Annotated in this window: 19 protein-coding genes; 13 read left to right on the top strand and 6 right to left on the bottom strand. The window is 61.4% G+C overall.

Annotation, left to right across the window (positions count from 1 at the left end; genetic code table 11):
• Nucleotides 1-2: 2 nt before the first annotated feature.
• The 5 genes from L63ED372_RS04900 (at nucleotide 3) to L63ED372_RS04880 (ending at nucleotide 6,036) form a co-directional block, all read left to right on the top strand.
• Entirely contained in the window at nucleotides 3-692 is a 690-nt protein-coding gene (locus tag L63ED372_RS04900) for a flavin reductase family protein (protein ID WP_062403965.1), read from the top strand.
• 57 nt (nucleotides 693-749) lie between these two features.
• On the top strand, nucleotides 750-1,751 hold the full coding sequence (locus L63ED372_RS04895) for a Bug family tripartite tricarboxylate transporter substrate binding protein (RefSeq protein WP_062403963.1): 1,002 nt from the start codon (nucleotides 750-752) through the stop codon (nucleotides 1,749-1,751).
• Between the two features lie 188 nt (nucleotides 1,752-1,939).
• A complete protein-coding gene (locus tag L63ED372_RS04890) occupies nucleotides 1,940-3,664 on the top strand; it encodes a tannase/feruloyl esterase family alpha/beta hydrolase (protein ID WP_062407651.1) in 1,725 nt (574 codons plus the stop codon).
• Between the two features lie 41 nt (nucleotides 3,665-3,705).
• The gene (locus L63ED372_RS04885) at nucleotides 3,706-5,430 is read left to right on the top strand and encodes an acyl-CoA dehydrogenase family protein (protein WP_062403961.1); all 1,725 of its coding nucleotides are present in this window, start codon (nucleotides 3,706-3,708) and stop codon (nucleotides 5,428-5,430) included.
• A 24-nt stretch (nucleotides 5,431-5,454) separates the two neighbouring features.
• Nucleotides 5,455-6,036, top strand: a complete 582-nt coding sequence (locus L63ED372_RS04880; RefSeq protein ID WP_442915148.1) for a MarR family winged helix-turn-helix transcriptional regulator — start codon at nucleotides 5,455-5,457, stop codon at nucleotides 6,034-6,036.
• Here the strand turns inward: L63ED372_RS04880 and L63ED372_RS04875 are convergent.
• Nucleotides 6,027-6,677: an OmpA family protein gene (locus L63ED372_RS04875; protein WP_231624563.1), complete on the bottom strand. Its 651-nt coding sequence runs from the start codon at nucleotides 6,675-6,677 to the stop codon at nucleotides 6,027-6,029. The two genes, L63ED372_RS04880 and L63ED372_RS04875, sit on opposite strands and share 10 nt — an antisense overlap.
• Before the next feature lie 219 nt (nucleotides 6,678-6,896).
• Here L63ED372_RS04875 and L63ED372_RS04870 point away from each other — a divergent pair, with 219 nt between their 5' ends.
• The 6 genes from L63ED372_RS04870 (at nucleotide 6,897) to L63ED372_RS04845 (ending at nucleotide 14,115) form a co-directional block, all read left to right on the top strand.
• Nucleotides 6,897-8,111: a fumarylacetoacetate hydrolase family protein gene (locus L63ED372_RS04870; protein ID WP_442915147.1), complete on the top strand. Its 1,215-nt coding sequence runs from the start codon at nucleotides 6,897-6,899 to the stop codon at nucleotides 8,109-8,111.
• A gap of 85 nt (nucleotides 8,112-8,196) precedes the next feature.
• Nucleotides 8,197-8,547, top strand: coding sequence for an FKBP-type peptidyl-prolyl cis-trans isomerase (locus L63ED372_RS04865; RefSeq protein WP_062403959.1), 351 nt, complete (start codon nucleotides 8,197-8,199; stop codon nucleotides 8,545-8,547).
• Between the two features lie 157 nt (nucleotides 8,548-8,704).
• The gene (gene grpE / locus L63ED372_RS04860; protein ID WP_062403957.1) at nucleotides 8,705-9,253 is read left to right on the top strand and encodes a nucleotide exchange factor GrpE; all 549 of its coding nucleotides are present in this window, start codon (nucleotides 8,705-8,707) and stop codon (nucleotides 9,251-9,253) included.
• 88 nt (nucleotides 9,254-9,341) lie between these two features.
• Complete coding sequence (dnaK, locus tag L63ED372_RS04855; protein ID WP_062403955.1) at nucleotides 9,342-11,267, top strand: molecular chaperone DnaK; 1,926 nt, start codon at nucleotides 9,342-9,344, stop codon at nucleotides 11,265-11,267.
• Nucleotides 11,268-11,369: 102 nt separating this feature from the next.
• Nucleotides 11,370-12,512, top strand: a complete 1,143-nt coding sequence (dnaJ, locus tag L63ED372_RS04850) for a molecular chaperone DnaJ (RefSeq protein WP_062403953.1) — start codon at nucleotides 11,370-11,372, stop codon at nucleotides 12,510-12,512.
• Between the two features lie 238 nt (nucleotides 12,513-12,750).
• On the top strand, nucleotides 12,751-14,115 hold the full coding sequence (locus tag L63ED372_RS04845; RefSeq protein WP_062403951.1) for an MBL fold metallo-hydrolase RNA specificity domain-containing protein: 1,365 nt from the start codon (nucleotides 12,751-12,753) through the stop codon (nucleotides 14,113-14,115).
• A gap of 23 nt (nucleotides 14,116-14,138) precedes the next feature.
• Here L63ED372_RS04845 and L63ED372_RS04840 read toward each other — a convergent pair whose 3' ends face one another.
• Together L63ED372_RS04840 and L63ED372_RS04835 are read right to left on the bottom strand one after the other, a co-directional pair.
• Nucleotides 14,139-14,603: a cyanophycin metabolism-associated DUF1854 family protein gene (locus L63ED372_RS04840; RefSeq protein WP_062403949.1), complete on the bottom strand. Its 465-nt coding sequence runs from the start codon at nucleotides 14,601-14,603 to the stop codon at nucleotides 14,139-14,141.
• Nucleotides 14,600-16,921, bottom strand: a complete 2,322-nt coding sequence (locus tag L63ED372_RS04835) for a cyanophycin metabolism-associated ABC transporter (protein ID WP_062403947.1) — start codon at nucleotides 16,919-16,921, stop codon at nucleotides 14,600-14,602. Before L63ED372_RS04835 ends, L63ED372_RS04840 begins: the two co-directional genes overlap by 4 nt.
• 174 nt (nucleotides 16,922-17,095) lie before the next feature.
• On the opposite strand from L63ED372_RS04835, the gene L63ED372_RS04830 reads away from it, so the two are divergent.
• Together L63ED372_RS04830 and cphA are read left to right on the top strand one after the other, a co-directional pair.
• Complete coding sequence (locus L63ED372_RS04830) at nucleotides 17,096-19,282, top strand: cyanophycin synthetase (RefSeq protein WP_062403945.1); 2,187 nt, start codon at nucleotides 17,096-17,098, stop codon at nucleotides 19,280-19,282.
• A gap of 45 nt (nucleotides 19,283-19,327) precedes the next feature.
• Entirely contained in the window at nucleotides 19,328-21,904 is a 2,577-nt protein-coding gene (gene cphA / locus L63ED372_RS04825; RefSeq protein WP_062403943.1) for a cyanophycin synthetase, read from the top strand.
• 16 nt (nucleotides 21,905-21,920) lie between these two features.
• On the opposite strand, the gene L63ED372_RS04820 is transcribed toward cphA, so the two are convergent.
• The 3 genes from L63ED372_RS04820 to L63ED372_RS04810 are packed head-to-tail and all read right to left on the bottom strand — an operon-like array spanning nucleotide 21,921 to nucleotide 25,922.
• Nucleotides 21,921-23,123 (bottom strand): acyltransferase family protein, encoded by a 1,203-nt coding sequence (locus L63ED372_RS04820; RefSeq protein WP_062403941.1) that lies wholly within the window; start codon nucleotides 23,121-23,123, stop codon nucleotides 21,921-21,923.
• Nucleotides 23,124-23,144: 21 nt separating this feature from the next.
• On the bottom strand, nucleotides 23,145-24,098 hold the full coding sequence (locus L63ED372_RS04815; protein WP_062403939.1) for an NAD(P)H-dependent flavin oxidoreductase: 954 nt from the start codon (nucleotides 24,096-24,098) through the stop codon (nucleotides 23,145-23,147).
• A gap of 33 nt (nucleotides 24,099-24,131) precedes the next feature.
• Nucleotides 24,132-25,922 carry an acyl-CoA dehydrogenase gene (locus tag L63ED372_RS04810; RefSeq protein ID WP_062403937.1) on the bottom strand — a complete coding sequence of 597 codons (1,791 nt, stop codon included), beginning with the start codon at nucleotides 25,920-25,922 and terminating at the stop codon, nucleotides 24,132-24,134.
• Nucleotides 25,923-25,963: the final 41 nt, after the last annotated feature.

Below are 25,963 nucleotides of genomic sequence, written 5' to 3'. Positions count from 1 at the left end.
CCATGTACTACGAACCCGGTGTCACCCCCCACGGACTGCCGCACGACCCCTTCAAGTCGTGTGTGATTCCTCGTCCCATCGGCTGGATCTCGACCGTGGATGCACAAGGCCGCCACAACCTGGCGCCCTACAGTCAGTTCCAGAACGTGACCTTTGATCCCCCCATTGTCATGTTCAGCGCCAACCAAACCACCCAAGGCGAGCGCAAAGACTCGGTACGCAACGCCGAACAAACCGGCGAGTTCGTTTGGAACATGGCCACCTACGCTCTGCGCGAGGCGGTCAACATTTCGGCCGAAGAAGTGCCTCACGGCGTCGACGAATTTGACCGCGCAGGCCTCACCAAACTGCCCAGCCGTTTGGTCAAACCCATGCGCGTCAAGGGCTCACCCATCCAGTTCGAGTGTGTTTACTTGAACAGTCTGCGCTTTCCCGGCAAGCCGCCCATGGGCAGCGCCGATGTGGTGTTTGGCCGTGTGGTCGCCATCCACATCGACGACGAAATCATCAATGGCCAAGGCCTGATCGATGTGCTCAAAATCCAACCCTTGGCACGCATGGGCTACTACGACTACACATTTGTCGAGAACCAATTTCAAATGGTCATCCCCGGCAACAGCAAAGCCTTGCTGGCTGGCCTGGAGGGCTCGGCTGACAAAGCGGCCAAGTCTTTATCCGCATCCCCCCGTTGATGGCTGGAACAGCCATTTTTCTTTCGATTTTTTAACCACCCCGAAGAGGAGACAAGCATGAGCAACCGTCGCGAATTCATCCAATCCACCCTCGGTGCCGCCATTTTGGGCAGCACCGCATTCCAGCAAGCCTGGGCGCAAAGTGGCTTGCCCATTGAGCAAGTCAAAGTGCTCTACGGCTTCCCACCCGGCAGCTCGGGTGACATCTGCGCCCGCCGTGTGGCCGAGAAATTTGGCGGCACGCCTTACAGCAAGAACGCCGGCATCATCGACAGCAAGCCGGGTGCAGGCGGTCAAATTGCCCTGAACCTGCTGAAAAGCGCGCCCGCCGACGGCTCGGTGCTGGCCATGACCCCGTTCTCGGCCATCTCGCTTTACCCCCACATCTACAAAAACCTGCAGTACAAGCCGTTTGATGATTTCACACCCGTGGGCACCGCCTCCATGATCCACCACGGTTTTGCCGTGGGCCCTATGGTGCCGGCCAGTGTGAAGAACGTGAAGGACTTCATCGCCTGGGCCAAAGCCAATCCGGCGCAAGCCAGCTACGGCTCGCCTGCGGCAGGCTCCACACCCCACTTCATTGGGGCCTTGCTCGGCCTGAACCAGAGCTTTGAGTTCAAGCATGTGCCTTACCGTGGTTCGGTGCCCGGTGTGACCGACGTGGTCGGCGGCCAGATCGCTTGCATGTTCACCCCGCATGGTGACTTCATTGCCAACCACAAAGCCGGCAAGATGCGCATTTTGGCGACCTCGGGCAAAACCCGCTCGCCCTTTGTGCCTGAGGTAGCCACCTTTGCCGAGCAAGGTTTCCCGGAACTGACCGTGGAAGAGTGGTTCGGCTTTTACGCCCCCGCCAAAACCCCGGCCAACGTGGTGCAAGCGGCCAACACCGCTGTCAACGCAGCGCTGAAAGACAAGGGTGTGCAGGACGCTCTGAGCGTGGTGGGTCTGATTCCGTTTGGAGGCTCTGCCGCTGAACAGCTCAAGAGCTCGCAAGTCGAACTCGAACGCTGGGGTCCACTGATCAAGCGCATCGGCTTCAGCGTGGACTCTTGATCTCACAGCCAACGCTGAATGAAACACCCTCGATGGCCCATGCGCTAAGCGCAAAACCGTGGCCATCGAGGTGGTCTCTGTGACCTCCATCACTGCCTGCCAGAGGTCCAAACTGGTCTTCTGATTTTTCGATTCCTCAGGCAGTGCCCTACGACGCACTGTCATCACACCATGTACAAGGGGCGCACATGATGATCCGACTGATGGCTTTGGCAAGTTTATTGTGGCTGACAGGCTGTGCCGACGGTTTGACGACCCAAGCACCGGCCAGCTTGGCACCCGCACGAAGCGGCTCTTTGTTGCAGTGCGATGAACTGCGTGACCAGTTCAAATATTCAGCGACACGCATGGAGTCGGCCGAGTTGGTTCAGGCTGGGGCGGTGCGCACCGGTCCACAACCCACGGCAGTCACGGCCTACAAAACAGGCAAGCACTGCTTGATCAAGGGCAAAATGCATGAGCGTCAAGGTGCCGATGGGCAGCCTTATGCGATTGGCTTTGAAATGCGCTTGCCCCAAGAATGGAACGGTCGCTTTTTCTACCAGGCCAATGGCGGCTTGGATGGTGTCGTTCAGCCCGCGCTGGGCGCGTTGGGTGGAGGGCCTTTGACTGGCGCACTCGCGCAAGGATTCGCCGTCATCAGCTCAGACGCCGGACACAACCCCAGACAAAACCCTTACTTTGGCTCTGAACCGCAGGCACGCCAAGACTATGGCTACACCGCCGTGGGCAAACTCACCCCCATGGCCAAGGAATTGATCAAAACGGCCTACGGCAAATTACCGGATCGTTCCTACATTGCGGGTTGCTCCAACGGCGGCCGACACACTTTGGTGGCCGCTTCGCGCTATGCAGAACAGTTTGACGGCTACTTGGCAGGTGCACCGGGCTACCGTTTGCCCAACGCCGCCTTGGCCCAACTTTGGGGCTCTTCCTTGTGGAACAGCTTGGCGCCCGCAGGCCCGACGGTGAACCACCCGTTCAATCCCAATTTAAAGTTCCCCGACATCGGCGCTGGCTTTAACGCCGAAGACCGACAGGTCTTGGCCCGTGCCGTTTTGGCCAAATGCGATGCCATCGATGGCGCCGCCGACGGCATGGTTCAGGACGTGGCGGCTTGCCAAAAAACGTTTGACGTGCAAAAGGACATCCCCAATTGCACGGCGGGGCGTGATGGCAAGTGCTTGAGTGTGATGCAAAAAAATGTCATCGCTCAAGTCTTCAAAGGGGGGCAAACCACGAATGGCAACCCTTTCTACAGCCCATTTCCGTATGACCCGGGTGTGTCTGGCGCCAACTGGGCCACTTGGAAATTTGTGTTCTCACAAGCCCTAGACCCAGGTGCTTTGAGCCATGTGTTCACCAGCCCCAAACGGGAAGTCAAGGCTTTTGATTCGAATTACGACAACTTGTATGCCGGTATTTTTGCCAAACCTCCTGGGTTCAGTGAAAGCGCAGATGAAACCATCACGCCCTTGAATCATGCAAAACCCGCCAACATGAAACAGGTTCAACAGCGCGGCGCCAAGGTCTTGCTTTACCACGGTGTGAGTGACCCGGTTTTTTCTGAAACCGACACCCGTGCCTGGGTGGATCGTGTGGCCAAAGAGGTGCCCAACAGCGCCAATTTTGTGCGCCACTTCCCCATCCCCGGCATGAACCATTGCAGCGCAGGCCCAGCGACAGACCAGTTTGACGCCCTCACGCCTTTGGTGGCATGGGTGGAGCAAGGCATTGCCCCTGAGCGCATCACCGCGCAAGTGCGCGGGGCCGGTAATGCCGGTGGTGTGAACGCCGAGTTGCCCGCCAACTGGAGCGCACAACGCACCCGCCCTCTGTGTGCCTACCCCACAGTTGCCAAATACAAGGGCCAGGGTTCACTGGAAACTGCCGACAGTTTCACCTGCCAATAAACCGGCCCCTTTGCCCTGAATCTTTGTTTTTGAAATCGACCATGAACGCCTACCAACCCCGCACCGACGACATGCAGTTTTTGCTGTCCCGCGTCCTGAACGCGCCCACCCAGTTGCAAGCCTTGCCAGTCTTTGCAGAGGTGGACGCAGAACTGATGCAGCAAGTGCTGGATGAAGCAGGCAAGTTCGTGGGGGAAGTCGTCGCCCCGCTCAACCGCGATGGTGATGAAATCGGTGCGCAGTGGAAAGACGGCGCGGTCACCATGCCACCGGGTTTCAAGGACGCGTACCAATCCTTCTGGCAAGCGGGCTGGCCCGCCTTGGCCGCCAGCGCCGAAGACGGCGGCCAAGGACTGCCCACCGTCCTCGAAGCCATGCTGTACGAAATGCTGAGTGCAGCCAACCACGGCTGGACCATGGCGCCCGGTCTGCTGCATGGCGCTTACGAATGCATCAAGCACCACGCCAGTGACGAGCTCAAAGCGCTGTACCTGGACAAAGTCGCCACCGGCGAATGGCTGGCCACCATGTGCCTGACCGAGCCGCATGCAGGTTCTGACTTGGGCCTGGCCCGCACCAAGGCCGTGCCCCTGCCAGATGGCCAATACGCCGTCAGCGGCACCAAGATTTTCATCTCGGGCGGCGAGCACGACCTGACCGACAACATCGTGCACCTGGTGCTGGCCCGCCTGCCCGACGCGCCGCCCGGCCCCAAAGGCTTGTCGCTGTTTTTGGTTCCGAAGTTCTACCCGGACGGCAGCCGCAGCCGCGTGCACTGCGACCGCATCGAAGAAAAAATGGGCCTGCACGGCAGCCCCACCTGCGTCATGCGTTTTGACGAAGCGGTGTGTCAGATGGTGGGCGAGCCCGGCAAGGGCCTGAACGCGATGTTCGTCATGATGAACGCCGCCCGATTGCATGTGGCCCTGCAAGGCATTGGTCTCTTGGACGCCGCTTGGCAAAAAGCCGATGCCTATGCACAAGAGCGCCGCCAGATGCGTGCACCCGGCAGAGGCAAAAGCGCGGGTGAAGCCGACCTGATTGGCGAGCACCCCGCCATGCGCCGAATTCTGGACACACAACGCGCCTGGGTCGATGCCGGTCGTGTACTGGCCTACCGCACGGCGATGGAACTCGACCTGATCAAACACAGCCCCGACCCTGACACACAAGCCGCCGCACAGCGCTGGTGCGCCTTGGTCACGCCGGTCATGAAATCGGTGTTCACCCACCAGGCCTTTCACGGCGGCAGCGACTGCCTGCAGGTGTTCGGCGGCCACGGCTATGTGCGCGAATGGGGCATTGAGCAGATCGTGCGCGACGCCCGCGTGGCCATGATTTACGAAGGCACCAACGAGATTCAGGCCATTGACCTTTTGGTGCGCAAGGTGCTGGCCGATGGCGGCACGGGTATGAACGCTTTGCTGGACACCATTGCAGCCGACCTGCCTGCAGGTGCCAAAGCCAGCAAAGCCCACACACCCGCCCAGGCACGCGTCCAGACCCTGCGTGCCATCACGCAACAAATCGTGCAGGCTGCGCCCAAAGACGCGGCGCTGGCCTACCGGGTGGCCGACGACTATTTGCGCGCTGTGGCACTGGTGCTGATGGACTGGGCTTGGCTGCGCATCGAAGCGGGCGTAGACGCCAGCACACCCCATGCGGATGCGCGTTGGAGGGCCCCGGCCCAGGCGCTGCGCAGCTGGGTGCTGCCTGAGTTCCAGATGCGAACCTTCATCATCGTGCAGCAGTGCGTGGCGGCATAATCCCGCCCTCATCCTTGTGCTGCCATGCCCCGTCAACCCGCCCCTCCACGACCGCTGAAAACCTCGGGCCCCGAAGTCACTGCGTCTGGCGCATCCGTGCCGCAAGCCCCGCTTGAACCTCAGCCCGCCAAGGCTCGGCGGGCGCGGGCGCCCCGCGCCAAGCCCAACGCCCTCGCGGTGGACACGGTGGACACGAGTTACTTGCAAACCCTGATGGGCTACAACGCCCGAAGAGCAGCACTGAGCATCATCGAGCTGTTTCTGGAGCGCCTGGCCCCTTATGGTTTGAAGCCCGTGGATTTCTCGGTGATGTCCACCATTGGCCACAACCCGGGCGTGACATCGCGCCAGCTGTGCGCCACGCTCAACCTCTTGCCCCCCAACTTGGTGGGCCTGATCCAGTCGCTGGAATCGCGCGGCTTGATCGAACGCAAACCGCACCCCCATGATGGGCGTGCCGTGGGTTTGCACGCCACCCCAAAAGGCCAAGCCCTGATGGCGCAAGCCGAACGCACGGCCACCGAGCTCGAAATCGAAAAAACCGCCAAGCTCACGCCAGCGCAGCGAAAAACGCTGCTGGCCTTGCTGCAAAAAATTTACCTTTGACCGCGCTCGGCCAAAAAGATATCGATGCGGCGGTTGCGTGCACGCCCTTCGGCGGTACCGTTGTCGGCCACAGGCTCCCGTGAGCCGCGGCCATCGATGCTGATGCGGCTGCTGTTCACGCCCCGGCCAACCAGGTAGTCACGGGCACTTTGGGCGCGGTTGACCGACAGCGGGTTGTTGATGGCATCGCTGCCCGTGCTGTCGGTGTGGCCCACGATGCGCACCTCCATGCTGGTTTGCTGGCTCAGGCCTTGGGCAAAGTGGTCCAGGATGGGGCGCAGATTGGGCTTGATGTCCGCGCGCCCCGTGTCAAAAGAAATGTCGTTCGGAATGCTCAGCTTGAGCTGGTTGTCGACCGTTTGTGTGACCACGGTGCCTGTGCCCGCCGTGGCCTGCTCCATGGCGCGCTTTTTGTCTTCCATCTGCTTGGACCAGATGTACCCCCCCAAGGCCCCCAGACCCGCCCCAATGGCGGTGGATTTGCTGTCGCGCCCCAAAATTTGTCCGGCCACAGCGCCGATCACGGCCCCCGTTCCGGCCCCTTTTTGTTCCTGAGACGAGCTGGCACAACCGGTCAACAAAACAGCCACGGCGCAAGTGGCAACACCCATGTGGGTCAACAACGTATTTTTGAGGGGCATGGTCATTCCTTGAAGTGGGTCGAACAGGTCTTTGAATCTAACCGACAGGTGCAAGCACCCATGTGAAGCAGCCCACATAAATTGCAAGCAATCGTTTCACTGGCCACCGATCTGTTCGAGCCACCTTGAAACAACAGGTGTCCCATGCGCCCCTCGGCGAAGTGCGGCCAAATGCGGCCAGCTTTGGCCGCTTGACATGGGTGACAGCGCCCCGTGCCGATGTCTGCCACCATGCGGTTTTTTAGCCCACAGGTGTTCACCATGCTGCTCACACAATTGCCCCAAGACGCGCACCAGGCCTTGCTGATCGGCCGCTTGTGGGTGCCGGGAAAAGGCCCCTTTTTGGTGGCCGTCACTCCACAAGACGTGCTGGACCTGTCGGGTCTGGCCATCACCTCCAGCCACTTGCTGGAACTGCCCAACGCCGCCGCCCAAGTGCGCGCCTGCCTGGCATCGGGCCAAGCCAAGCGCCTGGCCAGCACCTCCGAAGCCTTGTCCAACAGCGATGAAACCCAACGTCAGGCCGACCAGCATTGGTTCATGGCGCCCTGCGACCTGCAAGCGGTCAAAGCGGCAGGCGTGACGTTTGTGGCCAGCATGCTCGAGCGCGTGATTGAGGAGCAAGCCCGCGGCGACGCCAGCCGCGCCGAGGCCGTGCGCCAAGCCGTGGTGGCGGTCATTGGCGACAACCTGCGCAGCGTGGTGCCTGGCTCCCCCGAATCGGTCAAGCTCAAAGAAGTGCTTTTGGCCCAGGGCATGTGGTCGCAATACCTCGAAGTCGGCATCGGGCCCGACGCCGAAATTTTCACCAAGGCGCAACCCATGAGCGCGGTCGGCTCCGGAGCCTGGGTGGGCATCCACCCGGGCAGCCAATGGAACAACCCCGAACCCGAAATCGTGCTGGCCGCCAACTCGCGTGGCGAGGTGGTGGGGGCCACCTTGGGCAACGACGTGAACCTGCGCGACTTCGAAGGCCGCAGCGCCTTGCTGCTCGGCAAGGCCAAGGACAACAACGCCAGCTGCGCCATCGGGCCCTTCATCCGCTTGTTTGACGAACACTTCAGCATCCACGACGTGCGCCAGTGCGAACTGAGCCTAAAAGTGCAAGGACCAGAGGGTTTTGTCATGCAAGGCAGCAGTGCGCTGGGCCAAATTAGCCGCGACCCGCTGGACTTGGCGGGCCAAGCCATGGGCAAATACCACCAGTACCCGGACGGCATGATGCTGTTTTTGGGCACCATGTTCGCCCCCACTCAAGACCGCCATGGCCCTGGTCAGGGCTTCACCCATGTGGTGGGTGACGTGGTGAGCATCTCCACTCCACAACTGGGCACCTTGGTCAACCAGGTCACCTCCTCGGACCAGGCACCGGCTTGGACCTACGGTATGGGTGCGCTGATGCGCGATTTGGCGAAACGCCAAGGGGCGAACTGAAGGTGGGCGGGACTGGCATAATTTTGGGTTTTCCACACCCCGGCTGCCCGTCAGCGGCACCGGACCCTTTCTGACAGGAAACCCCATGAACACCACCCCCTCCGGCCTGCAATACGAAGACACCGTCGTGGGCGAAGGCGCTGTCGCCACCGCAGGTCAAGATGTCACCGTGCATTACACCGGCTGGCTCTACAAGGATGGCCAGCAAGGGGCCAAATTCGATTCGAGCCGCGACCGCCGCGACCCCTTTGTGTTCGGCCTGGGCGCCGGCATGGTCATCAAGGGCTGGGACGAAGGCGTTGCGGGCATGAAGGTGGGCGGTCAACGCACCCTGATCATCCCGGCCGAGCTGGGCTACGGTGCCCGTGGCGCTGGCGGCGTGATCCCGCCCAACGCCACCTTGAAATTCGACGTGGAACTGCTGTCCCTCGATTGAGCCCCAAGCGAACAGACTAAGGCAAACCCGCCCTTGGGCGGGTTTTTCTTGCGCCACTTTGGCCTCATGCCCGGGGCCTGTGACCTGCAAAGCCCCCCTTGAAGCCGGAAACAACGCCCCTATATGAATGGGGTATTCATTTTTGCGGACATTGTTCATGTCAGAAGCCACCCCACACCAAGACCCCAAGCCCCTGAGTGACGAAGAACTGGCTGCCGCGGCTGCCATGCCCACCACGGACCCGCTGGCCGATGCCCAGGCTGAGCTTGCGAACCTGAAGGCGCAAAACGCCGATTTGGCCGACCAGTACCTGCGTGCCCAAGCCGATGTGCAAAATGCCCGACGCCGCGCGGACGACGAAATTGCCAAGGCCCGTAAATTTGCGGTCGAGGGTTTTGCCGACAGCCTGCTGCCGGTGCTCGACAGCCTGGAAGCCGGTCTGGCCATCCCCAATGTGACCCTGGAGCAAATTCGCGAAGGCTCTGAAGCCACTTTGCGCCAGCTCAAAAGCGCCTTGGAGCGCAACAAAGTGGTTGAAATCGCCCCGGCCGCCGGCACCAAGTTCGACCCGCACCACCACCAAGCCATCAGCGTGGTGCCCGCAGCGCAGGAGCCCAACACCGTGGTCACCGTGCTGCAAAAGGGTTATTCCATTGCCGACCGCGTGTTGCGCCCGGCTCTGGTCACTGTGACCGCCCCCAAATAAAACCTTTTTGGCGCAGGGGGACTTGAAAAGCCTCCCAGCCGCCTCAACTGCCAGACATTGCACTTTTAACCAATTTCGGAGTATCAACATGGGAAGAATCATCGGTATTGACTTGGGCACCACCAACTCGTGCGTGGCCATCATGGAAGGCAACACGACGAAAGTGATCGAGAACGCCGAAGGCGCTCGCACCACACCGTCGATCATTGCTTACCAGGAAGACGGCGAGATTCTGGTCGGTGCCTCGGCCAAGCGCCAGGCCGTCACCAACCCCAAGAACACGCTGTACGCGGTCAAGCGCCTGATCGGCCGCAAGTTCTCTGAAAAAGAAGTCCAAAAAGACATCGACCTGATGCCTTACACCATCGCCAAAGCCGACAACGGCGACGCGTGGGTGGAAGTGCGTGGCAACAAGTTGGCCCCGCCCCAGATCAGCGCTGAAATTCTGCGCAAGATGAAGAAAACCGCCGAAGATTACCTCGGCGAAGAAGTGACCGAGGCCGTGATCACGGTGCCCGCTTACTTCAACGACGCCCAGCGCCAGGCCACCAAAGACGCTGGCCGCATTGCCGGTCTGGACGTCAAGCGCATCATCAACGAGCCCACCGCAGCGGCCCTGGCCTTTGGCTTGGACAAGCAAGAAAAGGGCGACCGCAAGATCGCCGTGTATGACCTGGGTGGCGGCACGTTCGACGTGTCCATCATCGAGATCGCCGACGTGGATGGCGAAAAGCAGTTCGAAGTGCTCTCCACCAACGGCGACACCTTCCTGGGCGGCGAAGACTTTGACCAGCGCATCATTGACCACATCATCACCGAGTTCAAGAAAGAATCCGGCGTCGATCTGGCCAAAGACGTGCTGGCCCTGCAGCGCCTGAAAGAAGCCGCAGAAAAAGCCAAAATCGAGCTGTCGAGCTCGGCATCCACCGACGTCAACCTGCCCTACATCACCGCTGACGCCACAGGCCCCAAGCACCTGAACATCAAGCTGACCCGCGCCAAGCTGGAGCAGCTGGTGGAAGAGCTGATCGAGCGCACCATCGCCCCTTGCCGTATGGCCATCAAGGACGCGGGCGTGTCGGTGGGTGAGATCGACGACATCATCTTGGTTGGCGGCATGTCCCGCATGCCCAAGGTGCAAGAAAAGGTAAAGGAATTCTTCGGCAAGGAACCCCGCAAGGACGTGAACCCTGACGAAGCCGTGGCCGTGGGCGCAGCGATTCAGGGCCAGGTCTTGTCCGGTGACCGCACCGACGTGCTGCTGCTCGACGTGACCCCTTTGTCCTTGGGCATCGAGACCATGGGCGGTGTGATGACGAAGATGATCACCAAGAACACCACCATCCCGACCAAGTTTGCACAGACTTTCTCGACCGCTGAAGACAACCAGCCAGCCGTGACGATCAAGGTGTTCCAGGGCGAGCGTGACATCGCCAGCGGCAACAAGTTGTTGGGCGAGTTCAACCTCGAAGGCATCCCGCCAGCGGCTCGCGGCACGCCCCAGATCGAAGTGTCCTTTGACATCGACGCCAACGGCATCCTGCATGTGGGCGCCAAGGACAAAGGCACCGGCAAGGAAAACAAGATCACCATCAAGGCCAACTCCGGTCTGTCCGAAGCCGAGATCCAGCAAATGGTGAAAGACGCAGAGCTGAACGCTGCCGAAGACAAGAAAAAGCTCGAACTGGTCCAGGCCCGCAACGCCGGCGAAGCCGCTGTGCACAGCGTCAAGAAGAGCCTGACCGAGCACGGTGACAAGATCGAGGCGTCTGAGAAAGAAGCCATCGAGACCGCCACCAAGGCGCTGGAAGATGTGCTGAAGGGCGAAGACAAAGACGCCATCGAAGCCAAAACCGAAGCCCTGATGACCGCCAGCCAGAAGCTGGGCGAAAAGGTCTATGCCGACATGCAAGCCCAGCAGGCCGCTGCGGGCGCAGGTGCAGCCGGTGCAGACGCCAAGCCCCAGGACGACAACGTCGTGGACGCTGAAGTCAAGGAAGTCAAAAAGGGCTGATGCCCGACACCCTGCGGCTTGACCGCAGTCCCGCCGCGCAAGCTGATTCAGGTGACTGAATCGCCTTCGCGGCGTTCTTGTTCTAACGGTTGGATTGGCCCCATGGCGACAAAACGAGATTTTTACGAAGTGCTGGGCGTTGCCAAAAACGCTTCGGACGATGACATCAAAAAGGCCTATCGCAAAATGGCGATGAAGTACCACCCTGACCGCAACCAGGGTGAAGACGCCAAGGCCAAAGAAGCAGAAGCCAAATTCAAAGAGGTCAAAGAGGCCTACGAGATGCTGTCGGACCCGCAAAAACGCGCGGCCTACGACCAGCATGGCCACGCCGGGGTCGACCCCAATATGCGCGGTGGTGCCGAAGGCTTTGGTGGATTCGGCGATGCGTTTGGCGACATCTTCGGCGACATCTTTGGTGGCCAGGGGCGCGGTGGTCGTGGCGGTGGACGACAGGTCTTCCGCGGTTCCGACCTGAGCTACGCGATGGAAATCACACTCGAAGAAGCGGCCAACGGCAAGGACTCGCAACTGCGCATCCCGAGCTGGGACGAGTGCGACACCTGCCACGGCACGGGCGCCAAACCGGGCACCAGCGCCAAGACCTGCTCGACTTGCCACGGCCAGGGCCAAGTGCAGATGCGCCAGGGCTTTTTCAGCGTGCAGCAAACCTGCCCGCACTGCCGAGGCACGGGCAAGATCATTCCCGAGCCTTGCGGCACTTGCCAAGGGCAAGGCAAGGTCAAGAAACAAAAAACCCTCGAGGTCAAAATTCCGGCCGGTATCGACGACGGCATGCGCATCCGCAGCGCGGGCAATGGCGAACCGGGCACCAATGGCGGGCCACCGGGTGACTTGTTCATTGAAATCCGCCTCAAAAAGCACGACATTTTCGAGCGCGATGGCGACGACCTGCATTGCGCCGTGCCCATCAGCTTTTCCAAAGCGGCTTTGGGTGGCGAGATCGAAGTGCCCACCCTGGGCGGCAAAGCGGCCATCGACATCCCCGAAGGCACCCAGACGGGCAAGCAGTTCCGCTTGCGCGGCAAAGGCATCAAGGGTGTGCGCGGCAGCTACCCGGGCGACCTGTATTGCCACATCACCGTGGAGACGCCCGTTAAGCTCACCGAGCACCAGAAAAAGTTGCTCAAGGAGTTTGAGGAGTCACTCTCCAAAGGCGGCGGCAAACACCAACCCAGCGGTGAGAGCTGGACTGACAAGCTCAAAGGTTTCTTCGGAGCTTGAAGTGAACTGATTCGCTGGGCAGTACGAGAGGGGCTGCGGCGGGTTCCTCATGGCGGGTACGCAAAAATCGTCACCCGCCGCAGCCCCTCTCACACTCTGGGCTCACTGAGTAACCACTCGAGCTTGACCGTGGTCTCACTTGAGGCCTGCCCATGTGAAGACATTCGTCAAACAGGGCTTCTGCCCCGGGTTGACCCAGGTCAAACCCCAGACCTGCCTTTGGCATGACCATAGGCGCATGAGCGCCACCATCACCTTTCTCGGCGGAGCCGACACCGTCACCGGCTCCAAATACCTGATCGAGCACAACCAGAAACGGCTGCTGGTCGATTGCGGCTTGTTTCAGGGTTACAAACAACTGCGCTTGCGCAACTGGAGCCCCCTGCCCGCCAACCCGGCGAACATCGATGCGGTGGTGTTGACCCATGCGCACCTGGACCACAGTGGGTACTTGCCTTTGCTGGTGAAAAACGGTTTTCGCTGTCGAGTGCATGCCACTGCAGCCACCTGTGACTTGGCCAGCATCTTGCTGCCCGACAGCGGTCACATCCAGGAAGAAGACGCATTTTTTGCCAACCGCCACGGCTTTTCCAAACACGCCCCGGCCCTGCCGCTCTACACCAAACAAGAGGCCATCCAAAGCCTCAAACAATTGCACGCCGAGCACCAAGGCCAGTGGTTCGAACCGATCCGCGGCTGGAAGTGCCGCTTTCAGCCCGCTGGGCACATCTTGGGCGCAGCCAGTTTGCTGCTGGATGTGGGCGGGCGGCGCGTTCTGTTTTCGGGCGACTTGGGCCGCCCCGACGACCCGCTGATGAACCCGCCCGAGCCGCCGCCACAGGCTGACACGGTGTTGATCGAGTCGACCTATGGTGACCGCCAACACCCCAAGGCAAAGCTGTTCGAAGAACTCGGGCCGCTCCTGAAAAAACTGGCCGCTCGCGGCGGTGTGGCCGTGGTGCCCGTGTTTGCCGTGGGGCGGGCGCAGGCCGTGCTGCACACCATCGCGCAGCTCAAGGCCGCAGGTGAAATACCCCACAGCTTGCCGATTTTTTTGGACAGCCCGATGGCCATCCACACCACGGCCTTGTTTGAGCGCCACCCCGGCGAGCACCGCCTGAGTACACTGGAAGTGCGCCACATGGACCATGTGGCGGCCATGTTGGAGACGCCCGAGCAGTCCAAATCACTGGCGCGGCGGCACGGTCCGATGGTGATTTTGGCGGCCAGCGGCATGGCCACCGGGGGGCGCGTCTTGCACCATCTGGCGCAGTACGCGGGCGATCACCGCAACATGATTATCCTGACCGGTTACCAGGCACCGGGTACGCGCGGCGCGGCGCTGGCCAGTGGCCGCAGCACCATCCGCATCCACGCGCAAGATGTGGCGGTGCGGGCCGAGGTGGCGCAAATTGAATCGGCCTCGGCCCATGCCGACGCCAACCAGCTGCTGAGCTGGCTGCACAAGATGCCCAGCGCCCCTGGGCAGGTGTATGTGGTGCACGGCGAGCGCGAGGCATCCGACATGCTGCGCCAGCGCATTGAGCACGAAATCAAGTGGCGTGCGCTGGTGCCCGAGCAAGGCTCGGTCTGGCCACTCTGACATCGCGCCTCTTTGGAGCCGAGTCAGAGAAATCGGTCCAGCAATTTGCGCGAGTGTTTGTCCATGGCCGCCAGGTCGCGGATCATGTACTGCACACCATTGGCGTCATTGATCAGCAGCACGGTGCCGGTCAGGCGGCGGATGTCTTCTTCGCCTTTGAGCATGAATTGTGTGGCACCCCGGTCGGTTTGAACCGACCAGGTGCTGGGCGTGACCAAGCTGCTCACAGTGTCCAGGCGCAGGATTTGAGGCAAAAACTCGCGCTCATCCAAAGCCTCACGCAGCGTGGTCTGCAAGTTGGGTGGCAAGGCTGAGAGATCGGGCACCCAGAGCAATTCATGGCCATCGGCATCCATCAGGGCCACGCCTTGGTGGGGTGCCGACACGGGGTAGGCACGCAGCGCAGTCACCGGGCTGTGGCGCGTGCCATCGGCCAAGACCAGCACCCAACAGCCAAAGGCATCGCGTTGCAAATCAAACGGGTTCATGCGCTCACCTTCTTGTCCTCGTCGCTGCCGCCCAGCACCGCCTCGGCCTCTGCTTGGCGCTGCTGCGCTTCGTACAGGCGCCAGTAAGCACCTTGAGACGCCATGAGCGCGTCGTGGGTGCCCTCTTCGACCACCACGCCCTTGTCCATGACCACCAAACGGTCGGCCTTGCGCAAGGTGGACAAACGGTGCGCGATGGCAATCGTCGTGCGCCCGCGCACCAGATTGTCCAGCGCTTTTTGAATTTCTTTTTCGGTCTCGGTGTCCACCGCCGAAGTGGCCTCGTCCAGGATCAGGATGCGCGGATTGATCAGCAAAGCCCGCGCGATCGAAATGCGCTGGCGCTCGCCACCCGACAGGCCTTGACCGCGCTCACCCACCAGCGAGTCGTAGCCCTGGGGCATGCGCAAAATGAACTCGTGGGCATGCGCAGCGCGGGCTGCGGCCACGATCTCTTCGCGGGTGGCGTCGGGCTTGCCGTAGGCGATGTTGTCGGCGATGGTGCCGAAGAACAAAAACGGCTCTTGCAGCACCAGGCCAATCTGACGGCGGTAGTCGGCGACTTTGAGCTGGCGAATGTCATTGCCGTCCAACTCGATCGCGCCCTCGCTGAGGTCGTAAAAGCGGCAAATCAAATTGACCAGCGTGCTTTTGCCTGAGCCACTGTGGCCCACCAGACCGATCATCTGGCCGGGCTGGATGTCGAGGTTCAGCTGGCGGATCACGGCGCGGTTGCCGTAGCGAAAGTCCGCGTCGCGCACCGTGATGTGGCCTTTGACCTGGGGCGGCAAAGCCACAGGGTTGAGTGGCTCAGGAACGCTGGAGACGTGGTCCAGGATGTCAAAAATGCGCTTGGCCCCAGCGGCAGCTTTTTGGGTGTTCGAGACAATTCGGCTCATGCCGTCGAGGCGGCTGTAAAAGCGCCCGATGTAGGCCAAAAAAGCGGTCAGCACACCGACGGTGATCTGGTCGTCCGACACCAACCAGATGCCAAAGCCCCAGACCACCAGCAAGCCGATCTCGGTCATCAACGTCACCGTGGGCGAGAACAATGACCAAACACGGTTGAGCCGGTCGTTGACCTGCAGGTTGTGCAGGTTGGCATCCTTGAAGCGCTGCGCTTCACGGTCTTCCTGCGCAAAGGCTTTCACCACCCGGATGCCAGGGATAGTGTCGGTCAGCACGTTGGTCACCTCGGCCCAAACACGGTCGATTTTTTCAAAGCCGGTACGGAGTCTTTCGCGTACCACATGGATCAACCAGCCAATGAAGGGCAGCGGCAACAAGGTCACCAACGCCAAAGTGGGGTTGATGTAGAACAAGATGATGGCCGTCATCAAAATCATCAGCACGTCGGTGGCAAAGTCCAGCAGGTGCAGCGACAAGAAGACGTTGATGCGGTCGGTTTCGCTGCCAATGCGGGCGATCAGATCGCCGGTGCGGCGCCCGCCAAAATACTCCAGCGAGAGCTTGAGCAAATGTTCGTAGGTGGTGGTCCGCAGATCGGATCCGATGCGCTCGGACACCAGCGCGAGGATGTAGGTTTTGGCCCAGCCCAGGCCCCAGGCCAGCAAACCCGAAGCGAACAAACCCAGCAGGTACAGGGACACCAAACCCGGATCGATGTCGGCCCCGTTTTGGTAAGGAATCAGCACCTCGTCCATCAGCGGCATGGTCAGGTAAGGCGGCACCAAGGTGGCCGCGGTCGAGGCCAGCGTCAGCAAAAAACCCACCAACAAAGAACGTTTGTAAGGCCGAGCAAAGCGCCAGATTTTGAGCAAGGTCCAGGTGGACGGTGGGTTCAGGTCTTCACGGCTGCAGACGGGGCACTCGTCATCGTCCTCAGACATGCCCGCTTGGCATACCGGACACACCACCACATGGGCCGACTGCATCGGTCTGCCTTGCAATTCGGCGGGCACACCGCCTTGGATTTGGGCTCGGTGGCTTTGCTGCGCTTCGAACTGCGCTACCCACCGAAAAACCGCCTCTTGCAGGCCCAAAGTGAAACGCCAAACGGCCAAACGCCCTTGCGCATCACTGAGCTCGAGCTGCCCAACTCCGGCGTGGTCCGACTGGCGCAAGCTTTGACCTTGGGCCAAGGGCCAGCTTTGCCAATTTTTTTCACTCAAAGTGGCAGTAAGGATACGCCGATCGGTCAAAATCAAGGCAATTTTGTGGAACTTCAGTGCCGTGTTGAGGTCAACCAAAACCCATGCTGAAGCGTTTTCATCGGGTTGCAGCCTCGATTGCACTTCTGCTTGCCACTCGTCCGGCACAACCGAACGCCAAGATGCAGAAGAAAGTACTGAAGACATGAAGGCTGAACCCTAAAAACCCGTTGCACCCCGGTGGCGCGACGAAAAAAAACAACCATCGACCCGGTTGAAACCGCCTGCACAAGACATGCACATGTTGAACCTTGAGCTTCCAGCTCCCAAGCTGGCCAACCCCGCGATCGAGCGACGATTCTATCGCTGCACCCTCCAAGCATGAGCGCACACCCCACACCCCACCAAATCCAGTTCCTGCGCATGACCCATTTGCGCGGCCCCAACATTTGGACTTACCGCCCTGTCATCGAAGCCTTGATCGACATCGGCGATTTGGAAGATTGCCCCTCCAACACCCTGCCCGGGTTTGCCCAGCGACTGGTGGCCTGGCTGCCCGGCCTGGTCGAGCACCGCTGCAGCGTGGGCGAGCGTGGCGGCTTTTTGAAGCGTTTGGAAGAAGGCACCTGGCCCGGACACATCCTGGAACATGTGGCACTGGAGCTGCAAACCCGCGCCGGCATGCAAACCGGTTTTGGCAAAGCCCGTGAAGCCGGGCCCAGGGGGGTTTACAAAGTGGTGATCCGCACACGCCATGAAGCCGTGAGCCGTCAGGCCCTGCTCAGTGCGCGCGATTTGATTCTGGCGGCCATGGCCGACCAAACGTTTGACGTGGCCAGCCACATCGCCCAACTGACCCAAATGGTGGACAGCCTGTGCATTGGGCCCAGCACGGCCAGCATCATCGATGCCGCTGCCGATCGAGGCATCCCGAACATTCGCCTGAACGATGGCAACTTGGTGCAACTCGGCTATGGCCAACGCCAGCGCCGTATCTGGACCGCCGAGACCGACCGGACCAGCGCGATTGCCGAAGGCATCTCCAAGGACAAAGACCTGACCAAGCAGCTACTGGGCATGTGTGGTGTCCCTGTCCCCGAGGGACAAATCGTGGACAGCCCACAAGCGGCGTGGTCAGCAGCCCAGGACATTGGCTTGCCGGCCTGCGTCAAGCCCACCGATGGCAACCATGCCCGCGGCGTGTCCCTTGAATTGTCGCGCCAGGAAGACATCGAAGCGGCTTACGACATCGCGCTGGCCGAAGGCAGCGAAGTCATCGTCGAGCGTTTCATCTTGGGTGAGGAACACCGCCTGCTGGTGGTGGGTGACCAAGTGGTGGCGGCCAACAAAGGCGAGACCGCCAGCGTGGTGGGTGATGGCGTGCACACGGTGCAAGAGCTGATCGAGCTGCAAATCAACTCCGACCCTCGCCGCGGCGAGGAAGAGGACTTTCCGCTGGACACCATTCGACTCGACGAGCACACCACCTCGGTGCTGGAACTCAAGCGACAAGGGCTGAGTGCCGACAGCGTGCCCGAGGCAGGCCGCAGCGTGCTGATCATGCGCACCGGCAACATGTCGATGGACGTGACCGACTTGGTGCACCCCGATGTGGCCGCACAGGCGGTGCTGGCCGCGCGTGTCGTGGGCCTGGACATCGCCGGGGTCGACCTGGTGGCGCAAGACATTTCCAAGCCACTGGGGCCACAAGGCGGCGCGGTGGTCGAGGTCAATGCCGGCCCGGGTCTGCTGATGCACCTCAAACCCGCCACAGGTCAGCCACGCCCGGTGGGCCAGGCGATTGCCAACCACCTGTTCAAGCCCGAAGACAACGGCCGCATTCCAGTGGTGGGCCTGATGGGCGATGGCGACACGACCAAGCCCGCCCAATTGGTGGCCTGGTTGCTGCATCTCAAGGGCCTGCACACCGGACTGTCGTGTGCCAACGGCTTGTTCTTGAACCAACGCCAGCTGCCCACCCAGGACGGCATGGATTGGGCGCAGGCGCAGCGATTGCTGATCAACCGGGGCGTGCAAGCCGCTGTGTTCGAAAGCGATGCCCGCCATCTGCTGGCCCAAGGTCTGCCCTATGACCGCTGCCAAATCGGCATCGTCACCCGCATGCCCCGCGCCACAGGCCTCGACGACCTGTTCCCTGGCGGTGATGAAAAAATGCCAGGCTACATCCGCACCCAAATCGACGTGGTGCTGCCCGAGGGCACGGCCGTCTTGAACGCCGCCGAAGCCGAGGTCGCTGCCCTGGCCGAGCACTGCGACGGCGACGTGCTCTTGTATGCCGACGATGAACACAACGCCCGGCTGCAAGCCCACCGCAGTGCAGGTCACCGCGTGGGATTTTGGCGCGAAGGTCAGCTGGTCTTGGCCCAAGGTGCCAAAGAGCACTTGGTGCTGTCGAGCCAGCGCCCGGCCGTGGCCCGCCTGTTGAAAACCGGCAGCCTGAACACGAGCGACATGCTGGTGGCCGCCTGCGCGGCATGGGCCCTGGACATTGGCACCGACCTGATCCGGGCCGGCATCAAAAGCTACGGCAGCTTGCCCACCGCCTGAAGCAGGCCCCCATCGCCACCCCACTCCTTCCTGGAAACCACCTTCATGCAAGTCTCCCGCATTCGCGCTTTGCGTGGCCCCAATCTCTGGAGCCGCCACACCGCCATTGAAGCCATTGTCAGCTGCAGCCCCGAAGACTGCGGCCTGTCGGCGCAGCACCCGGTAGAGCAGCAGCTGCGTCGCATCTTCCCCGAAGTCGGGCCCTTTGACGGACAGCGCCCGGGCGAGGCGGCCTCTCTGGCCCACGCCCTGGAAAAAGTGACCCTGAGCCTTCAGGCGCATGCAGGCTGCCCCGTGTCCTTCAGCCGCACCACACCCACCGAAGAACCCGGCGTGTTTCAGGTCGTGGTGCAGTACACCGAAGAGGCCGTGGGACGTCTGGCGCTGAACCTGGCCGAGCAACTGTGCCAAGCCGCCACGGCCGGTGCCGGCTTCGACCTGGAAGGGGCCATTGCACAACTGCACGAACTCGACGAAGACGTGCGCCTGGGGCCTTCCACTGGAGCGATTGTGGACGCGGCCGTGGCACGCGGCATCCCGATCCGACGCCTGACCGATGGCAGCCTGGTTCAGTTTGGCTGGGGCGCGAAACAGCGGCGCATTCAGGCCGCAGAAACCGACACCACCAGCGCCATTGCCGAATCGATCGCACAAGACAAAGACCTGACCAAGAGCCTCTTGCATGCCGCGGGCGTGCCCGTGCCCATGGGCCGCCCCGCCAAGAGCTTGGACGAAGCCTGGGCCATTGCCCAAGAGGTCGGTCTGCCGGTGGTGGTCAAGCCACAAGATGGCAACCAAGGCAAAGGGGTCTCGGTCAACATCACCGCTCGCCAAGCTTTTGACAATGCTTACGCCACCGCCGAGCGGTATGGCACCGTCTTGGTCGAAAAGTTTTTGCCCGGCCACGATTACCGCCTGCTGGTGGTGGGCCAACAACTGGTGGCCGCCGCACGCCGCGAGCCACCGCTGGTGGTGGGTGACGGCAAGCACACAGTGCGCCAATTGGTCGATCAGGTCAATGCCGACCCTCGCCGGGGTGAAGGCCACGCCACCTCCTTGACCAAAATCCGTTTTGACGACATCGCCATCGGTCGCCTGCATGCCCAAGACCTGGAGCCCGAGTCGGTTCCTGCCAAGGGCCGCCGCGTGATCCTTCGCAACAACGCCAACCTGTCCACCGGCGGCACCGCCACCGACGTAACCGACGAAGTCCACCCCGAGGTCAAAGCCCGCGTGATTGCGGCCGCGCAAATGGTGGGTGTGGACATTTGTGGCGTGGACGTGGTGTGCGAATCACTCTCGCGCCCGCTGGAAGAACAAAACGGCGGCATTGTCGAACTCAACGCCGCACCGGGCCTGCGCATGCACATCAGCCCCTCTTTTGGCAAAGGCCGAGACGTGGGCAACGCCGTCATTGACCACATGTTCCCGGATGGTGGCAATGGCCGCATCCCGGTGATTGCGGTGACCGGCACCAACGGCAAAACCACCACCGTGCGCTTGGCCGCCCACTTGCTCAAGGCGCAGGGTTTGCGCGTGGGTATGACCAACACCGATGGCGTGTATGTCAATGGCCGCCAAACCGATTCGGGCGACTGCAGCGGCCCGCGCAGCGCCCGCAATGTGCTGATGCACCCCGATGTGGACGCCGCCGTGTTCGAGACCGCCCGGGGCGGCTTGTTGCGCGAAGGCCTGGCTTTTGACCGCTGCCAGGTGGCGGTCGTGACCAACTTGGGCGCGGGTGACCACTTGGGCCTGAACTACATCACCACGCTGGAAGACCTGTCGGTACTCAAACGGGTGATTGTGCTCAACGTGGAACCATTGGGCATGGCCGTTCTCAATGCCAACGACCCGGCTGTGGTGGCCATGGCTCGGCACTGCCCGGGGGATGTGACGTTTTTTGCGCTCGATGCCAACCACCCTGTACTCGCCACACACCGTGCCCAAGGTAAACGCGTGGTCTATGTTGAAGACGGTGCCATCGTGGCCCAAAAGGGCAAGCAGGTGTTCCGCATCCCGCTCAGCCAAGTGCCACTCACGCGCCACGGCCAAATTGGTTTCCAGACCGAAAACGTGCTTGCCGCCGTCGGTGCGGCCTGGGCTGTGGATGTGCATTGGGATGCCATCGCCCAAGGACTGGCCACTTTCATCAGCGACATCCAGGGCGTACCCGGACGATTCAACCTGTTTGACTACCGGGGGGCGACCCTGATTGCCGACTATGGGCACAACCCCGACGCCATCGCGGCATTGGTGCAAGCGGTAGACAACATGCCCGCCAACAAACGTGTGGTGGTCATCAGCGGTGCAGGCGATCGACGCGATCAGGACATCCGCGACCAGACACAAATTCTGGGCAAGGCTTTTGACGAAGTGCTGCTTTATCAGGACGCCTGCCAACGCGGACGCGAAGACGGTGAGGTGATTGGTTTGCTGCGCGAAGGCCTGCAAGGCGCCTTGCGCACTACGCATGTGCAAGACATCCAGGGTGAATTCAACGCCATCGACACCGCCCTGTCGCGCCTGTCACCGGGCGATCTGTGCCTGATTTTGATTGACCAGGTGGAAGAGGCCCTGGCCTACATCACCGAAAAAGTCAAAGCCAGCCAGACGCACTGAAGGCCCCTGCCAAAAATCAAACCATCGGGTTCATCAGCAAGGCCAGTGCCACACTGGCCTTGAAGGTGCCCACCCAAAACCACCATCGCCACACGGTGGGTGGATGCCGCTCCACCAAGCGATGGAGCCAATCGCCCAAGAGCAGCGACAACAGCAAGGCAGCCAGCATGCCCAGCGCGTTGGCCCACAGCGCAGCAGGCCATTGCGCCGTGACGGCGGCATTGACGGCCAGGCACACGCCGAAGTGGATGAGGAATACCGAATAGGACACGCCTGACAGCCATTGCAAGGCAGGCCGCCAGCGTGAACGCCCGACAGCCTCACCCGCAAACCAGGACTCAGGCACCAGCACCAACAACACAGCCACGCCCCAGGCCACCGCGATGCGTGGACGCGGCTCCAGCCACCAGGCCACGCACCCGACCAACAGCAACACAAGCGCTGGCACCCAAAGCCGCGCCAGTGCATTGCCCTTGACCCAAAAGGCTTGCCGACGTGCCTCCCAAGCCAACAGGCCCAAACCATAACTGCCCCAGAAATACACCCCCAGATCGTCCAGGTCGGCATCCCGATTCCACCACCACAATGAGGCACACACCAGACCCAGCCAAAGCACCCAGCGACGGGCATCTCCCCCAGCCTGGGCGTCCACCACTGGATCACTTGGATGCACCGCATGTCCACGGGAAGGCCATGACCTCAGCACCACAAGGCAGCCCAAGGCCATCGCATACAGCTGCAAATCGATCGCCACATACCAAATGCCGGCCGACAGAGCCTCCAAATCCAACAGATGCTGCACCAGCACAACATGGGCCAGCGCCTGTCCCCAGTCGGGCGGGGCTGACAGGCTGGTGTGCTCAAAGCCGGGCCGCACCCATTCTGTGACCAGCACGGTGAAGCTGAGCGCGGCCAGCAAGGGAATGGCCAAGCGTAAATAACGCTGCCAAATCAGTTTGAGGGCATCGGGCAACGCCAGCGACTCGTATTGGGCCATGCTGCCCGCCGTGAGAAAACCCGCACACACCAAGAAGAACTGCACCGCCAACCGGCCATGGTCAAAGAGCCAATTCACCACACCGGGCCAGGCAGCCGCCACCACATCCGACATGGGCCCGTAAAACGCCAAGTGGTGCATAACGATCAAGAGGCAAGCTGCGGCCTTGATCGCATCGATCAAAAAAGAACGCCCCGAAGGGCGCTGAGCTGTTTGAAACAAGCGCCGCTCAGGCAGTTGCCATCAAAGGGCCAGGCGGGCGCGGGCCGCTTGGTACTGGGCCTTGAACTGGGCCACCAGATCGGCCGTGCTTTGCACCGACTGGATCGCGCCAATGCCCTGGCCGCAGCCCCAAATGTCCTTCCAGGCTTTTTTGGCATCGCCACCAAAGTTCATTTTGCTGGGGTCAGACTCAGGCAGGTTTTCGGGGTCCAGACCGGCTGCACGGATCGATGGGGCCAGGTAATTGCCGTGCACACCCGTGAACAGGTTGCTGTAGACGATGTCGTCGGAGTTGCTGTCCACGATGGCTTGTTTGTACTCTTCGGCCGCACGCGCTTCATGTGTGGCAATGAAGGCCGAGCCGATGTAGGCGAAGTCCGCGCCCATGGCCTGCGCCGCCAAAATCGCGTCGCCCGTGGCGATCGAGCCCGACAAGGCCACCGGGCCATCAAACCACTGGCGGATTTCCTGAATCAGGGCAAACGGGCTCTTGACACCTGCATGGCCACCAGCACCGGCGGCCACAGCGATCAGGCCGTCTGCGCCTTTTTCGATCGCTTTGTGGGCGTGCTTGTTGTTGATGATGTCGTGCAGCACCACGCCGCCGTAGCTGTGCGCAGCGGCGTTGATCTCTTCACGAGCGCCCAGCGAGGTGATGATGATCGGCACCTTGTATTTCACGCACATGGCCATGTCATGCTCCAGCCGATCGTTGCTCTTGTGCACGATCTGGTTGATGGCAAAGGGCGCGGCGGGCTTGTCGGGGTTGGCTTTGTTGTAGGCAGTCAGGGTTTCGGTGATTTCAATCAACCACTCTTCGAGTTGCGCGGCAGGGCGAGCGTTCAAAGCGGGCATGGAGCCGACGATGCCGGCCTTGCACTGCTCAATCACCAGCTTGGGGTTGCTGATGATGAACAGGGGAGAAGCGATGGCGGGAAATGGCAGGTTGGCCAGAACAGAGGGCAGCTTGGACATGTTGTCTCCTAAAAATTATTTTTGAAATCGAAATCAGAACGCGTCGAGCGCCATGGCGGTCACGCTGCCCGCGCCTTCCACGATGCTGTCGCGGATGCCGGGGGCTTTGGACAGGATGTGGTCGGCGTAAAAACGCGCGGTGGTGACCTTGGCGGCCATGAAAGCAGCGTCTTGCGCTTGCGCCTCGGGTGTGATGGCCACCAACAAGGCGCGGCCCATTTGCCAGCCTGCCATCAGGTTACCCGCCAGCATGAGGTAAGGCACGCTGCCTGCAAACACGTCGTTGGGGTGGGCCTTGGTGTTGCCTGCCACAAACTCGACCACGTCCACAAACGCTTCGCGGGCGGCTTTGAGGCGACGGGCCACGGCCTGCGCGTCGGCGTTACCAGAAGCCGCCAATTCGCTTTCGGTCTGGACCACTTGCGCGGCCAGTGCTTTGGCTGTCTGACCACCGTCACGGGCGGTCTTGCGGCCCACCAGGTCATTGGCCTGGATGGCGGTCGTGCCTTCGTAAATCGTCAGGATCTTGGCGTCGCGGTAATACTGCGCCGCACCGGTTTCTTCGATGAAGCCCATGCCGCCGTGCACTTGCACGCCCAAGCTGGTGACCTCCAGGCTCATCTCTGTGCTGTAACCCTTGACCAGCGGCACCATGAATTCGTAAAACGCGGCGTTTTGCTTGCGCACCTCGGCGTCGGGATGGTGGTGCGAGGCGTCGTAGGCCGCAGCGGCGGTGGCGGCCATGGCACGGCAGCCTTCGGTGTAAGCGCGCATGGTCATGAGCATGCGGCGCACATCGGGGTGGTGAATGATGGGGCCAGCGGTGGGCAGGCTGCCATCGACCGGGCGGCTTTGCACGCGGTCGCGGGCGTACTGCACGGCACGCTGGTAAGAACGCTCGGCAATCGCGATACCCTGCACACCCACCGCGTAGCGAGCGGCGTTCATCATGATGAACATGTATTCGAGACCACGGTTTTCTTGGCCCACGAGGAAGCCCACGCCACCGCCGTTGTCGCCGAACTGCAGCACGGCTGTCGGGCTGGCCTTGATGCCCATCTTGTGCTCAATGCTCACGCAGTGCACGTCGTTGCGGTCACCCAAAGAACCATCGGCTTTGACCATGAATTTGGGCACCACGAACAGGCTGATGCCTTTGACGCCTTCGGGTGCGCCGACCACACGGGCCAGCACCAGGTGCACGATGTTCTCGGCCATGTCGTGCTCACCGTAGGTGATGTAGATCTTGGTGCCGAAGATTTTGTAGGTGCCATCGGGCTGAGGTTCGGCGCGGGTACGCACGGCGGCCAAGTCCGAGCCGGCTTGTGGCTCGGTCAAGTTCATCGTGCCGGTCCACTGGCCGGAGATCAGCTTTTCCAGGTAGGTGGCTTTGAGTTCGTCCGAACCGGCGGTGAGCAGTGCTTCGATCGCGCCGTCGGTGAGCAAGGGGCACAGCGCAAAAGCCATGTTGGCCGAGTTGAGCATTTCGCCGCAAGCCGCGCCAATGGTTTTGGGCAAGCCTTGACCACCAAAGTCCGCGGGGTGCTGGAGGCCCTGCCAGCCGCCTTCGGCGTACTGCTGGTACGCCTCTTTGAAGCCGGGCGTGGTGGTCACGCCGCTGCCGTTGTGGAAGGACGGGTTCTTGTCGCCTTCCCAGTTCAGCGGCGAGATCACGTCTTGGTTGAGCTTGGCGCACTCCTCCAGCACCGCTTGAGCAGTTTCCAAACCCGCATCTTCAAAGCCGGGGATCTGCGCGATCTGATCAATGCGGGCCAAATGCTCGATGTTGAAAAGCATGTCCTTCAGGGGAGCGATGTAACTCATGTCTTGATTCCGTTCATGGTCAGAGAAGATGGGGGTCGGGT

It is taken from the genome of Limnohabitans sp. 63ED37-2 (assembly GCF_001412535.1).
GTDB lineage: Bacteria > Pseudomonadota > Gammaproteobacteria > Burkholderiales > Burkholderiaceae_C > Limnohabitans_A.
The sequence above is the reverse complement of the archived record's forward strand: the minus strand, read 5'-3'. Positions and strand labels throughout refer to the sequence as shown.